This window comes from Enterobacter cloacae complex sp. 382A5 (assembly GCF_050031095.1).
GTDB classification, from domain to species: Bacteria; Pseudomonadota; Gammaproteobacteria; order Enterobacterales; family Enterobacteriaceae; genus Enterobacter; species Enterobacter cloacae.
The window spans coordinates 4,452,136-4,465,916 of record NZ_JBLGVK010000001.1 but is presented as its reverse complement, the minus strand read 5'-3'; the positions used below and the strand labels follow the sequence as shown (position 1 = coordinate 4,465,916).

Annotated in this window: 14 protein-coding genes; 10 read left to right on the top strand and 4 right to left on the bottom strand. The window is 57.4% G+C overall.

Annotated features, from left to right (window positions below; translation table 11 throughout):
* The first annotated feature begins 58 nt into the window (after positions 1-58).
* Both ACQG2G_RS21165 and ACQG2G_RS21160 read left to right on the top strand, forming a co-directional pair.
* Positions 59-1,084, top strand: coding sequence for a TerC/Alx family metal homeostasis membrane protein (locus ACQG2G_RS21165; RefSeq protein WP_014833633.1), 1,026 nt, complete (start codon positions 59-61; stop codon positions 1,082-1,084).
* Positions 1,085-1,193: 109 nt separating this feature from the next.
* Positions 1,194-2,369 carry an IS4 family transposase gene (locus ACQG2G_RS21160; RefSeq protein ID WP_038418736.1) on the top strand — a complete coding sequence of 392 codons (1,176 nt, stop codon included), beginning with the start codon at positions 1,194-1,196 and terminating at the stop codon, positions 2,367-2,369.
* Between the two features lie 63 nt (positions 2,370-2,432).
* On the opposite strand, the gene ACQG2G_RS21155 is transcribed toward ACQG2G_RS21160, so the two are convergent.
* From ACQG2G_RS21155 to ACQG2G_RS21145, 3 genes are all read right to left on the bottom strand, one after another.
* Positions 2,433-3,095, bottom strand: coding sequence for an HAD family hydrolase (locus tag ACQG2G_RS21155; protein ID WP_013099181.1), 663 nt, complete (start codon positions 3,093-3,095; stop codon positions 2,433-2,435).
* 106 nt (positions 3,096-3,201) lie between these two features.
* On the bottom strand, positions 3,202-3,996 hold the full coding sequence (locus tag ACQG2G_RS21150) for an SDR family NAD(P)-dependent oxidoreductase (protein WP_020687718.1): 795 nt from the start codon (positions 3,994-3,996) through the stop codon (positions 3,202-3,204).
* A gap of 32 nt (positions 3,997-4,028) precedes the next feature.
* Positions 4,029-4,910: a LysR family transcriptional regulator gene (locus tag ACQG2G_RS21145; RefSeq protein WP_029883624.1), complete on the bottom strand. Its 882-nt coding sequence runs from the start codon at positions 4,908-4,910 to the stop codon at positions 4,029-4,031.
* 99 nt (positions 4,911-5,009) lie between these two features.
* On the opposite strand from ACQG2G_RS21145, the gene ACQG2G_RS21140 reads away from it, so the two are divergent.
* From ACQG2G_RS21140 to arnF, 8 genes are all read left to right on the top strand, one after another.
* Positions 5,010-5,516, top strand: a complete 507-nt coding sequence (locus ACQG2G_RS21140; protein ID WP_029883623.1) for a phenolic acid decarboxylase — start codon at positions 5,010-5,012, stop codon at positions 5,514-5,516.
* Positions 5,517-5,840: 324 nt separating this feature from the next.
* Positions 5,841-6,980, top strand: coding sequence for a UDP-4-amino-4-deoxy-L-arabinose aminotransferase (arnB, locus tag ACQG2G_RS21135; RefSeq protein WP_248766912.1), 1,140 nt, complete (start codon positions 5,841-5,843; stop codon positions 6,978-6,980).
* A gap of 1 nt (position 6,981) precedes the next feature.
* Positions 6,982-7,965, top strand: a complete 984-nt coding sequence (gene arnC, locus ACQG2G_RS21130; RefSeq protein WP_248766911.1) for an undecaprenyl-phosphate 4-deoxy-4-formamido-L-arabinose transferase — start codon at positions 6,982-6,984, stop codon at positions 7,963-7,965.
* Positions 7,962-9,944 (top strand): bifunctional UDP-4-amino-4-deoxy-L-arabinose formyltransferase/UDP-glucuronic acid oxidase ArnA, encoded by a 1,983-nt coding sequence (arnA, locus tag ACQG2G_RS21125; protein ID WP_058678238.1) that lies wholly within the window; start codon positions 7,962-7,964, stop codon positions 9,942-9,944. Before arnC ends, arnA begins: the two co-directional genes overlap by 4 nt.
* Positions 9,941-10,843, top strand: coding sequence for a 4-deoxy-4-formamido-L-arabinose-phosphoundecaprenol deformylase (arnD, locus tag ACQG2G_RS21120; protein WP_047023349.1), 903 nt, complete (start codon positions 9,941-9,943; stop codon positions 10,841-10,843). The genes arnA and arnD overlap by 4 nt, the downstream gene beginning before the upstream one ends.
* Positions 10,840-12,495 carry a lipid IV(A) 4-amino-4-deoxy-L-arabinosyltransferase gene (gene arnT / locus ACQG2G_RS21115; protein WP_248766672.1) on the top strand — a complete coding sequence of 552 codons (1,656 nt, stop codon included), beginning with the start codon at positions 10,840-10,842 and terminating at the stop codon, positions 12,493-12,495. Before arnD ends, arnT begins: the two co-directional genes overlap by 4 nt.
* The gene (arnE, locus tag ACQG2G_RS21110; RefSeq protein ID WP_013099172.1) at positions 12,492-12,830 is read left to right on the top strand and encodes a 4-amino-4-deoxy-L-arabinose-phosphoundecaprenol flippase subunit ArnE; all 339 of its coding nucleotides are present in this window, start codon (positions 12,492-12,494) and stop codon (positions 12,828-12,830) included. The genes arnT and arnE overlap by 4 nt, the downstream gene beginning before the upstream one ends.
* A complete protein-coding gene (arnF, locus tag ACQG2G_RS21105; protein WP_013099171.1) occupies positions 12,827-13,231 on the top strand; it encodes a 4-amino-4-deoxy-L-arabinose-phosphoundecaprenol flippase subunit ArnF in 405 nt (134 codons plus the stop codon). Before arnE ends, arnF begins: the two co-directional genes overlap by 4 nt.
* Here arnF and acpT read toward each other — a convergent pair.
* Complete coding sequence (acpT, locus tag ACQG2G_RS21100; RefSeq protein WP_248766671.1) at positions 13,164-13,781, bottom strand: 4'-phosphopantetheinyl transferase AcpT; 618 nt, start codon at positions 13,779-13,781, stop codon at positions 13,164-13,166. The genes arnF and acpT overlap by 68 nt on opposite strands.

The window sequence follows — 13,781 nt, the reverse complement described above, 5'->3', positions numbered from 1 at the left end:
TGCTGGCATATGCCAGTCTGCATGGTTTTTGTGTTTTGCCTCTACAAAAGGGTTGTGTATGTCTGCTGCTCATCTCGGTTTCCCGACGGAAACCGTTGTTGTCTTTGTGGTGATGGCTGTCGGGGCGATGTTTATCGACCTCTTCATGCACCGTCACGATAAGCCTGTCTCGCTGAAAAGTGCCGCAATGTGGTCCGTTTTCTGGTTCTCGATGGCGATGGCGTTTGCCGGGTTCCTGTATGTTCACCACGGTGCCGAGATGGCGAGCCTGTTCCTCACCGGCTACGCGCTGGAAGAGGTGCTCTCGGTCGATAACCTGTTTGTGATGATGGCGATTTTTGCCTGGTTCGGCGTGCCGGATAAGTACCGTCACCGCGTACTCTACTGGGGTGTGCTGGGGGCGATTGTCTTCCGCGGTATCTTCGTGGCCATTGGGACCAGCCTGCTGAGTCTGGGGCCGTACGTGGAGGTTATTTTTGCGCTGGTCGTTGGCTGGACGGCGGTGATGATGCTCAGGCGCAACGAAGAGAGCGACGAGGTTGAAGATTACTCCGGACACCTGGCCTATCGGCTGGTGAAACGCTTCTATCCTGTCTGGCCGAAAATCAGCAGCCACGCCTTTATTCTGACCCAGAAAGAGGTGGATGCGGAACTGGAAAAACCAGAAAACCAGGACGTAATGGTTGGGCGCGTCAAAAAAGCGAAACGTTACGCGACGCCATTATTACTTTGCGTGGCGGTCGTGGAGCTGTCTGATGTGATGTTCGCGTTTGACTCCGTACCGGCCATTATCGCCGTCAGCCGCGAGCCGCTGATTATCTACAGCGCCATGATGTTTGCCATCCTCGGCCTGCGTACGCTCTATTTCGTACTGGAAGCGCTGAAGCAATATCTGGTTCACCTGGAGAAGGCGGTGGTCCTGCTGCTGTTCTTCGTGGCGTTCAAGCTCGGGTTGAATGCGACCGATCACTTCTGGCATCACGGCTACAGCATTGGTGCGACGACCAGTCTGTTCGTGGTATTAGGCGTGCTGGCGCTGGGGATTATTGCGAGCGTGATGTTCCCTGGGAAACGTGAGGCCTGATGCAACGCTCTTCTCCCTCTCCCTGTGGGCTGAGGGTTCCCCAGAAAAATGAAAAGCACGATGAAGTGTGATCTACTGGTTGCGCTAACAAATCAGAAGAGACCTCATCGTGCCTTTACAGACAGTCTGCCAGAAATTTTTCTCCGCGTCTTTACCGGACGTTCACAGCTTCCGGATTAATGTCCTTGTTTCCATGGCCGTTGCCCTCACGCACGGTGCGGATCTGACCCTGACCAGCCTTGGTCGCACTCTTCCCGGCAGAGCGCACGTCAAAAATAAAATTAAACGTGTTGACCGTGCCCTGGGTAATACCGCCCTTCACCGGGATATTCCCCGTATTCAGCACCTGCTCACACATACCATCACCTCCCTGATGCCCTTCTGTGTGATTGCTGTCGACTGGACAGGCTGGCATGACAGGAACTGGTATCTTCTGCGGGCAAGCCTGGTCTGTAATGGTCGCTCACTGCCGCTTATGAGTGAGGTTGTCCCCGCAGAGCTGGCGCAGAACAGCGATGTACAGTGCCGCTTCCTTGACCGCCTGCATGATGCCATCCCGAAAGATAAAGCCGTCACCATCATTACGGATGCAGGCTTCCGGACAGACTGGTTCCGGCATGTCAGCCAGCTGGGCTGGAGCTTCACCGGCAGGGTCAGGGGCTGCATCAGCTTCCGGCTGGATGGAGATAAAAAGTGGATGAAAATCAGTGAGCTTGAGGCTACCGGACAACCGGTCTGCGTGGGTTACGGTGTCCTGTCCCGTAAACCACGAACGCCCTGTTACGGCCGGTTCTATCTGCATAAGCGCCCTGACGCAGGGCGTCAGGGAAAAGGGGGGATGCCGAAAACACAGCGGGAACACCGCAGTAGCGCGCGGGAGCCCTGGCTGCTGTTCAGTAATGCAGAGGGACTGGAGCCGCACCAGATAATGGCCCTGTACAGCCGCAGAATGCAGATAGAACAAAACTTCCGGGACGACAAAAGTCCACGCTTCGGGTTCGGTCTGAGGCTGAGCCGGAGTCAGGGAAAAGGGCGACTGGAAGTGCTGAATATGGTCGCGGCAATGGCAAGCCTGGTGATGTGGCTGGCAGGTTACAGGGCAGAAAGGCAGTGTTTACACTGGCACTATCAGGCAAGCAGCATCAGGCACAGACGGGTTCTGTCATACCTGAGTCTGGCGGAAGAAGTCATCCGGCATGAGCCCGGGAAAGTAAGACGGCTGAATATAGTTAACGAGATGAAAAAGCTGGGAAAAGAGTACAGTAATATGGTCATGGTGGCATGACCATATTACTGGGGATCCCTCAGCCCTGTGGGAGAGGGCCGGGGTGAGGGCACCAGACCGCACCTAACCCTTAATCGGTGAGTTGCGGCGCTTGCGCGGTGGGTGGAAGTGCCGCCAGTGTGGATCCTGCGCTGCGGCCAGCAGTTCGTGGTCGCCACGGGTATCCCCCCAGGCGCGCAGGTGGTACTCGTTCAGATTGCCATACACCTTTTCCAGTCTGGCGACTTTCTGGGCGCAGCGGCAGTTGTTGCCGGTAATGCGCCCGGTCAGCTTACCGTCTTTCACTTCCAGTTGTGTGCCAATCAGCTTGATGCCAAGCTTGTCAGCCCACGGCTGGAGCACCAGTGCCGGAGAGGCGGAACAGATGGTCACTTCCGCGCCAGAGTTCACCTCCGCCGCCACCGCCAGCACTCCCTCGGGGCGCATCAGCTTGTTCCAGTATTTTTCGCAAAACGCTTCCGCCTGCTGACGTAACCAGTGTTCATCCACCCCCGTCAGGAACGTTTTGATCAGCACCTCTTTTAGCTCATCACGCGTTAGCTTGCGGCGTACGCAGTGGAGCGTCGGCAATGCCATACGCACCAGTCGTCCCGCGAAGTAACGTTTCCCGAAGGCAAAACGCAGGAAAGGGATGAAGCTGTCGTGGTGTGTTAACGTTCCATCAAAGTCGAAGACAGAGAGCACGTTAGATTTGGCCACGGTCTCGTCGGCAATCATATTGGTCATAAATACGTCTTAGCTGAAATACACATTCTGCTCGTTAGTTTACCTGCTTTGGCGCCACAGTCCTTAAACCTCACGCTTTTTTTCTCATTCTTGCGGCCTGAGCCACTCAGATAATGTCATCCACCACGCCACCGTCGACGCGCAACGCCGCGCCAGACGTGGCGGAGGCCTGCGCTGAGCAGACATAGACCACCATATTGGCGACCTCTTCAACCGTGGCCGCTCGCTGGATCACCGAGCTGGGGCGGTTGGCCATCACAAACTCTTTTGCCAGCTGTTCCAGCGACTTACCGGTCTTCTCGATCTCGTCTTTCATCATCTCTGCGAATCCGTCAGACATCGTCGGCCCCGGCAATACGCTGTTGACCGTCACGCCGCTACCCGCCACGAACTTCGCCAGCCCGCGTGCCAGCGAGAGCTGTGCCGTTTTGGTCACGCCGTAGTGGATCATGTCCGCCGGGATATTGCAGGCCGACTCGGAGGAGATAAATACCACGCGGCCCCAGCCTTTCTTCACCATGCCGGGAAGCAGTGCGCGGGAGAGACGCACGCCGGACATTACGTTGGTCTGCCAGTAACGTTCCCAGGTGTCATCGTCGGTGGCATAGAAATCCTGCGGCCCGTAAATCCCGGCATTGTTGACCAGAATGTCCACGTTATTCGCCACCTTCAGCAGCGACTCGACCCCTTCCGGCGTGCTGAGATCGGCTATCGCGGCACGCACCTGCACGCCCGGCACCACCTGCTGCAGCTGCTGAATACCTTTATTCACCGACTCGGTACTGCGGCCATTGACGATCACTTCCGCACCGCTTTCTGCCAGCCCTCTGGCAATGGCGAAGCCAATTCCACCCGTTGAGGCGGTGACCAGCGCCACTTTCCCCGTAAAGTCGATTTTCATCTTCTGCTCCTTATCGTTTTAACGTTCGGACCTTAAAGCGTAGCAGGTGACGATGACGGCTCCTGGCTAAAAAGGCGCAATAGCGACTCAACCTGTTCGTCCAGCGGGCTAAGCGAGCGCTTCACAATCAGGTGCAGCGGCGTGGCTCGCCGCACGCCATGGCTGAGCGGCAGCATCTTCAGTACCCCTTGTTCCAGCTGAGTCTGAATGCGCTCCTCCGGCAGCCAGCCGTAACCCACCTGCGACATCACCGCCTCAATGGCCGCGTCAATGGTGGAAAAGGTCCACGAGCCACTGGCGGAGTGCGCCGCGGTCTGGTTGTCCGCAATTTTAATCAGCGGCCACGGGCGGAGCATGTCGTCGTTCAGCGGCGCATCGAGCTGAAAGAGCGGATGCTGGTGATGGGCCACGGCAACAAAGTCGATATTCATCAGCCATTCGCCAAGCCCGGTCATATCCTGGCGGCGGGTTAAGACCATCACATCGGCTTCATCATTGATGGCATCGGCGCGGGTATTTTCCAGCACTTCGGTGAGACGGACCTGAGTCTGCGGATACTGCTGCTGGAACTGACGCAGGATGGCAAACAGACGACGGCGGGGGAAGATATTGTCCACCACCAGATCCAGCCGCGTGCGCATTCCGTTACGCAGGGTAAGCGCGCGTGTCTCAACGTACGCGAAGGCTTTCAGCAGCGGTTTGACCTGGTTGAGCAGCAGTTCCCCGGCAGGGGTCAACACCGCCCGACGGCCTTCCTGCACCAGAAGCGCCACCCCCAGCCGTTCCTGCAGTAGCGCCAGGTTATAGCTGACGGAAGACTGGCTGCGGTGCGTCTCTTCCGCGGCTCTGGCAAAACTGCCCGCATCCACCACCTTCTCCAGCAAGGACCATTGTTCGAGCGTCGTCTTGTGCATAATCAATCTAAAATCTGGATGAATTTGATTCAAACATAGCGTTATTCATTCATTTTTTGAAGGGGTAGGATCGTCTCATCAAAACAAAGGAGACATTATATGAGCACCTTCGACAAACACGACTTAAGTGGCTTCATCGGCAAACATCTGGTTTATACCTACGATAATGGCTGGAACTACGAGATTTATATCAAAAATGAAAATACCATCGACTACCGTATTCACAGCGGCCTGGTGGGGAATCGTTGGGTAAAAGATCAGCAGGTGTATGTTGTTCGCGTAGGTGAGAGTATTTATAAAATTTCCTGGACTGAACCCACCGGCACCGACGTTAGCCTGATTGTGAACCTTGGGGACAAACTGTTCCATGGCACTATCTTCTTCCCGCGTTGGGTCATGAACAACCCGGAAAAAACCGTCTGCTTCCAGAACGATCACATTCCACTGATGAACAGCTATCGCGATGCAGGTCCGGCCTATCCAACAGAAGTGATTGATGAATTTGCCACCATTACCTTCGTGCGCGACTGTGGGGCCAACGATGACAGCGTAATTGCGTGTGCGGCCAGTGAATTGCCCGCTGACTTCCCAAATAATTTAAAATAAGCGCGACAATTAACTAAAAAGAAAAGTTCCCGGTTATTTCTGTTTTTAAAGAAATAACCGGGATTTTTTTTGTTTGTTGAGCTTTGGTTTAAACGTTACATTTTGAAAAAATTGAGTGCTGTCACAAAATAAATAATTCATAATTTTATAACTTTATGTTTTTAAAGATATTTATATTCATATGAAAACATTTTAATTCCCTCTCTTAATTTTTCCCTAAGAAATGAACGCTACCTTGATATGAGTTTATGAACCGTTGAAATAAACGGTCCGCTAATTGGTTAATATCAAAAGCATGCCATTCTTATTGCAAGGAAATTAATGATGAGTGATTTTTTGCCTTTTTCCCGCCCCTCAATGGGTAATGAGGAAATCGCGGCGTTGCAGGAGGTATTAACCTCTGGCTGGATCACGACCGGGCCGAAAAATCAGGCGCTTGAAGAGGCATTTTGTCAGCTGACCGGGAATCACCACGCCATTGCCGTCAGTTCGGCAACGGCCGGGATGCACGTCACCCTGATGGCGCTGGGTATTGGCCCTGGCGATGACGTCATCACCCCCTCCCTGACCTGGGTCTCCACGCTGAATATGATCGTTCTGTTGGGGGCAAACCCGGTGATGATCGATGTGGACAAAGATACCCTGATGGTCACCCCGGACGCGGTAGACGCCGCGATTACGCCGCGTACCAAAGCGATTATCCCGGTGCATTACGCCGGTGCGCCGTGTGATATCGATGCTATCCGCGCGGTGGGGGAGCGTCACGGTATTCCGGTGATCGAAGATGCGGCACACGCCGCGGGCACGTACTACAAAGACCGTCACGTGGGCTGGCAGGGCACGGCAATTTTCTCCTTCCACGCCATTAAAAACATGACCTGCGCCGAGGGCGGTCTGGTGGTGACGGATGACGAACAGCTGGCACAAAAAATCCGCAGCCTGAAATTCCACGGTCTGGGCGTCGATGCCTATGACCGCCAGACCCACGGCCGCGCGCCGCAGGCCGAAGTGATCGCGCCCGGCTTTAAATACAACCTCGCGGATATCAACGCCGCGCTGGCGCTGGTGCAGTTGGGCAAACTGAAACAGGCCAATAAACGCCGTCAGGACATCGCCGAACGCTATCTGCGCGAGCTGGCCGACACGCCGTTCCAGCCGCTCACTATTCCCTCATGGCCGCATGTGCACGCCTGGCACCTGTTTATTATTCGCGTGGATGAAGCCCGCTGCGGGATCTCCCGCGATAACCTGATGGCGGCCCTGAAGGAGAAGGGCATCGGCACTGGCCTGCATTTCCGCGCGGCACACTCCCAAAAATACTACCGCGAGCGTTTTCCTGATGTATCGCTCCCGCATTCTGAATGGAACAGCGCGCGTATTTGTTCTCTCCCACTTTTCCCGGACATGACTCATGACGACACAACCCGCGTCATTACCGCGCTCCATCAGCTTGCAGGACATTGATATGTTCAGTGCGCCGCCTGTACAAAAAGTTTCTGTGGTGATCCCCGTTTATAACGAGCAGGAGAGCCTGCCCGAACTGATCCGCCGCACCACCGCCGCCTGCGAGACGCTGGGCAAAGCCTACGAAATCCTGCTGGTGGATGACGGCAGCAGCGATAACTCCGCCCTGATTTTGACCGAGGCTGCGCAGGCCGAAGGCAGCCATATCGTCGCGGTGCTGCTTAACCGCAACTATGGCCAGCATTCGGCCATTATGGCCGGTTTCAGCCACGTGACGGGGGATTTGGTCATCACGCTGGATGCCGATCTGCAAAACCCGCCGGAGGAGATCCCCCGGCTGGTCGCCAAAGCCGACGAAGGGTACGACGTGGTGGGTACGGTACGGCAGAATCGTCAGGATAGCCTGTTCCGCAAGCTGGCTTCCCGCACCATCAACCGCCTGATCCAGCGCACCACCGGCAAAGCGATGGGCGATTACGGCTGCATGCTGCGCGCCTATCGCCGCCATATTGTCGACGCCATGCTGCACTGCCATGAACGCAGCACCTTCATTCCGATTCTGGCGAATACCTTTGCCCGTAAGGCGACGGAGATCCCGGTGCTGCACGCCGAGCGTGAGCACGGGGAGTCGAAGTACAGCTTTATGCGTCTTATCAACCTGATGTACGACCTCATCACCTGCCTGACCACCACGCCGCTGCGCCTGCTGAGCGTCTTTGGCAGCATTATCGCGCTGGCCGGGTTCACGCTTTCCGTTTTGCTGGTCGTCCTGCGTCTGGTCTTTGGCCCCCAGTGGGCGGCGGAAGGGGTGTTCATGCTCTTTGCCGTGCTGTTCATGTTCATCGGCGCCCAGTTTGTCGGGATGGGCCTGCTCGGTGAGTACATTGGCCGTATCTATAACGATGTTCGCGCACGTCCGCGCTACTTTATTCAACGTGTTGTCCGCCAGGAACACAAAGTCTCTCAAGAGGAAAAACACCCATGAAAGCTGTTGTCTTTGCCTATCACGATATGGGGTGCGCGGGCCTGCATGCCCTGCTTGAAGCGGGTTATGATATCGCTGCCATCTTCACGCATCCGGACACCGCAGGCGAGAATAACTTCTTTGGCTCCGTGGCGCGTATCGCCGCCGAGCGCGGCATTCCGGTCTACGCGCCGGACGATATCAACCACCCGCTGTGGGTGGATCGCATTCGCGACACCGCCCCGGATGTCATCTTCTCGTTCTACTACCGCAACCTGATTTGCGACGATATTTTACGTCTGGCGACGAAAGGGGCATTTAACCTTCACGGCTCATTGCTGCCCGCCTACCGTGGCCGCGCGCCGCTGAACTGGGTGCTGGTGAATGGCGAAACTGAAACCGGCGTGACCCTGCACCGCATGGTGCACCGCGCGGATGCGGGCGCCATCATTGCGCAGCAGCGTGTTGCCATTGATGCGGATGAGACGGCGCTGCAGCTTCATCAGAAACTCTGCTCGGTGGCACAAAGCCTGCTGCGCGATGCACTGCCAACCATCCTGAACGGCACCTTCAGCGAGACCGCTCAGGACGAGAGCAAGGCGAGTTGTTTTGGCCGCCGCACGCCGGAAGACGGCCGTCTGGACTGGAACAAGCCCGCCCGCCAGCTGCACAACCTGGTGCGCGCGGTGACCGACCCCTGGCCGGGGGCGTATAGCTTTGCCGGCGTCAGCAAATTCATCGTCTGGAAATCCCGCGTGCGCGACGATGTCCCGGCCGCGAAACCGGGCACTATCGTCTCTGTCTCTCCGCTGATTGTCAGCTGCGGCGAGCAGGCGCTGGAGATCGTGACCGGTCAGACCGACAACGGCGTTTATGTGCAGGGCGCGCAGCTGGCGCAGTCTCTGGGGCTGGTTCCCGGCGCCTTGATCACCAGCGCCCCGGTGGTGGCAATTAAGCGCCGCACCCGCGTGCTGATCCTCGGCGTAAACGGTTTTATTGGTAACCACCTGACCGAGCGTCTGCTGAAAGACGATAACTACGAAATTTATGGCCTCGACATTGGCTCCGATGCCATCAGCCGTTTCCTTGACTGCCCGCGCTTCCATTTCGTGGAAGGGGATATCAGCATCCACTCCGAGTGGATCGAGTACCACATCAAAAAATGCGACGTGGTGCTGCCGCTGGTCGCCATTGCCACGCCGATTGAGTACACCCGCAATCCGCTGCGCGTATTCGAGCTGGACTTTGAAGAGAACCTGAAGATTATCCGCGACTGCGTGAAATACGATAAGCGCATCATCTTCCCGTCCACCTCCGAAGTGTACGGCATGTGTACCGATAAAAACTTCGATGAAGATACCTCTAACCTGGTGGTCGGGCCGATCAACAAGCAGCGCTGGATTTACTCCGTCTCTAAACAGCTGCTGGACCGCGTAATTTGGGCTTACGGTGAGAAAGAAGGGCTGCGCTTTACCCTGTTCCGGCCGTTCAACTGGATGGGGCCACGTCTGGATAACCTGAACGCGGCGCGCATTGGTAGCTCCCGCGCCATTACCCAGCTGATCCTGAACCTGGTGGAAGGCTCGCCCATTAAGCTCATTGAAGGCGGTAAACAAAAACGCTGCTTCACCGACATCAGCGACGGCATCGAAGCCCTGTTCCGCATCATTGAAAACAAGGATGGCCGCTGCAACGGGGAGATCATCAACATCGGCAACCCGGATAACGAAGCGAGCATTCGTGAACTGGCCGAAATGCTGCTGGCAAGCTTCGAGCGCCATCCGCTGCGTAACCAGTTCCCGCCGTTTGCAGGATTCCGCGAAGTGGAAAGCAGCAGCTACTATGGCAAAGGCTACCAGGACGTTGAGCACCGCAAGCCGAGCATTCGCAATGCGAAGCGCTGCCTGAACTGGACGCCAACGGTGAAGATGGAGCAGACCATTGATGAGACGCTCGATTTCTTCCTTCGCACCGTGGAGCTGTCGGAACAGGCCTCATGAAAAAAGTCGGTTTACGCATTGATGTCGATACCTTCAGGGGAACGCGTGACGGCGTTCCCGCACTGCTGAGGCTGCTGAGCAAGCACGATGTGCGTGCCAGCATCTTCTTCAGCGTGGGGCCAGACAACATGGGACGTCATTTATGGCGTCTGGTTAAACCGGCATTTCTGTTCAAAATGCTGCGCTCGCGCGCAGCATCGCTCTACGGCTGGGATATTTTGCTGGCCGGTACCGCATGGCCCGGCAGGCGTATCGGCGCGGGTAACGAAGCCATCATCCGTGAAGCGGCGCAGCACCATGAGGTCGGCCTGCATGCCTGGGATCACCATGCCTGGCAGGCCTGGGCGGGCGTCTGGGACATTCCTCGCCTGGCCCGGGAAATCGAGCGTGGTCTGCGGGAGCTGGAGGCCATTATCGGGCAGTCGGTGCGTTGCTCCGCCGTGGCCGGATGGCGTGCGGATCAACGCGTCGTGAAAGCCAAAGAGCCGTTCGCGTTTCGCTACAACAGCGATTGCCGGGGCAGCGGACCATTTTTACCGCAGCTCGGTGAAAACCGCGTTGGCACGGTGCAAATCCCGGTCACACTGCCCACCTGGGATGAAGTGGTGGGGCGCGAGGTGACCGCCGACGGCTTCAACCGCTACATTCTGGACCGTATACATCGCGACACCGGCACGCCGGTCTACACCATCCACGCCGAGGTGGAAGGGATTGCGTATCAGCATGATTTCGATGCGCTGTTGACGCTGGCGGCGCAGGAGGGGATTCAGTTCTGCCCGTTGATCGACCTGCTGCCAGACGATCTCAGTACGCTGCCCGTCGGCAAAATTGTGCGAAGTGAAATGGCTGGCCGGGAAGGCTGGCTTGGCTATCAACAAACCGTGAGTCCGGTACCATGAAAGTCGCCCGTTATGGCTTAGGGCTTTTCGCCCTGTTTATTGTTTACTATCTCATTCCGGTTGATACCCGTCTGTTATGGCAGCCTGATGAAACGCGCTATGCGGAAATCAGCCGTGAAATGCTCGCCTCCGGCAACTGGATTGTGCCGCATTTTCTGGGGCTGCGTTACTTTGAAAAGCCGATTGCTGGCTACTGGGTCAACAGCCTCGGGCAACTGTTGTTTGGCCATGCAAACTTTGCCGTGCGCGCCGGGGCCATCTTTTCCACCGGCCTGACGGCGCTACTGGTTATCTGGATGGCCTGGCAACTCTGGCGCGATAAACGCGTTGCCCTGTTCTCCGGCCTTATCTTCCTGACGCTGTTTCTGGTCTATGGCATTGGCACCTATGCCGTGCTCGACCCCATCATCTCCCTGTGGCTGGCGGCGGCGATGTGCAGTTTCTGGCTGGCCTCGCAGGCGCAGACCCTGGCTGGCAAAGCGGGGGGCTACATCGTACTGGGGCTGGCCTGCGGCATGGGGGTGATGACCAAAGGCTTTCTCGCCCTGGCGGTGCCGGTCCTTGGCGTCCTGCCGTGGGTGATTGCCCAAAAGCGCTGGAAAGAGGTGCTGATTTTTGGCGGGCTTGCGATCCTGAGCTGCGTGCTTATTGTCTTGCCCTGGGGGCTGGCGATTGCCCAGCGTGAACCCGATTTCTGGCGCTACTTCTTCTGGGTTGAACACATTCAGCGTTTTGCCCAAAGCGACGCCCAGCACAAAGCCCCGTTCTGGTATTACCTGCCATTCCTGGTCGCGGGCAGTCTGCCGTGGCTGGCGCTGTTGCCCGGTGCGCTGCGTCTGGGCTGGCGTGAAAAACATCCGGCAGGCGGCGGGCTTTATCTGCTCGGTTGGGTGGTGATGCCGCTTTTATTCTTCAGCATTGCCAAAGGCAAGCTGCCTACCTACATCCTGCCGTGTTTTGCCCCGCTGGCGATACTGATGGCACGTTATGCCTGCCTCGCTGCGGAAAAGGGGGCCAGCGTGTTACGCATCAATGCCGGGATCAACCTGGCGTTCGGTACCCTCGGTGTCATCGCTGCGTTAGTCGTGTCGCCGTGGGGGCTGGCTAAGCACCCGGTCTGGACGTCGGTCGAGCTGTATAAAGTCTTCTGCGCGGTGGTGGCCTTCCTCGTCTGGGCCGTGGTGGGCTGGTTTAGCTTCAGACGGAGCCAGCAGCGCTGGTGGCTGGCGGCGCTGTGCCCTGCCGGGCTGGCGTTGCTGATTGGTTTTGCCATTCCCAACCTGGTGGTGGACTCCAAACAGCCACAGTCGCTGGTGGATACCGTGCGCGACCCGCTCCAGCAGAGCCGGTTTGTGCTGGCCGATAATGTCGGCGTGGCGGCAGGGCTGGCGTGGGAGCTTAAACGTAATGACATCATCATGTTTGGTCAGAGCGGTGAGCTGCGTTACGGGCTGGATTATCCGGACGTGAAAGACCGCTTTATCACTAAAGATGACTTTGCGCAGTGGCTGGCGAGGCATCGCCAGCAGGGGAGCGTGTCTCTGGTGATCCTGCTGTCGAAGAACGACGATCTGAACCGGGATAACCTGCCAAAGCCGGACTACCTGTATATCCAGGGGCGGCTGGCTTACCTGCAGTATCTGCCGCAATGATGACCTGGCTTTGGCTGGTGCTGGCAAGCCTGCTGACCTGCGCGGGACAGCTCTGTCAGAAACAAGCGACCCGTCCGGCGAAAACCGGGCGGCGTGGTGCCCATATTGTGCTCTGGCTGGGGCTCGCCTTGCTGGCGCTGGGCTGCGGCATGCTGGTCTGGCTGGTGGTATTGCAGCGTCTTCCCGTCGGGGTCGCCTATCCCATGCTGAGCCTTAATTTTGTCTGGGTGACGCTGGCAGCGAAGGGGCTCTGGCATGAGAAGGTGGCCCGACATCACTGGCTGGGCGTGGGGTTGATTATGATCGGGATTGTTCTGCTGGGAGGAAGCCTGTGAAAGGGGCGTGCTGGGCGTTATGCAGCGTGGCGTTAGTCAGTGCCGCGCAGTTGCTGCTGCGCAGCGCCATGCAGGCGCTTCCGCCCGTCGGCGAGGCGCTGGCATTTTTCAGGGCTCTCTGGCATTTTTCGTCCGGTACCGGCGCGCTGCTGCTGGGGCTGATGGGCTATGTGGCCTCTATGGGCTGCTGGTATCTGGCGCTGCATCGCATGGCGCTCAGCAAAGCGTATGCCTTGCTGAGCCTCAGTTATATTCTGGTGTGGGGCGCGGCGATCCTGCTGCCCGGCTGGGGCGAGTCGTTCTCGTGGCAGGGGCTGGCGGGTGTCGGGTTGATTATGCTGGGCGTGCTGGTGATATTCCTGCCCCGGACATCTCGTGGTGAAAAATCGCCCCGGGGGTAAGGGTGAACGGAGTGGGCGTGCAGACGGCGAGACTCAGCGAGCCAAACTGAAGCTGGCTGACCGAGTGGGCCTCAGAGGTACTGTCGATGCTGACAATCTGCCAGGCGCTGCCGCCTCGTTGCTTCACAATCGCCTCTTTACGCGTCCAGATCCCCCAGAAAGCCGGGAGCTTCGCTTCCTGCGCTTCGCGTTCCAGCTCTGCATGCTCCGCCACGCTGAAAACCGCGTTCGCCAGTGCCTGCCAGTTTTCACGCGGGCGTATCACTTCGATATCGCAGCCTACTTCACCTTCATCGCTCACCAGCAGGGCAATGTCGTCCCCGCTGTGGCTCAGGTTAAACCAGAGCCGATGATCTTTTGCAAAGGCGGGTTTCCCCTGTTCGCCGTACACAATGTCGGGCAGCGGAGACGGGGACAATGCCCGGGCGAGCAGCGTCCTGCCTGCCAGCCAGGAACGGTGTCGCGCACCCTGAGGTGCCATATCTGCGAGCGTTGACGCCAGCGGGTCCGCGCTAAGGGTGGAGATTTTTCCCAGTATAAACTGGTACAT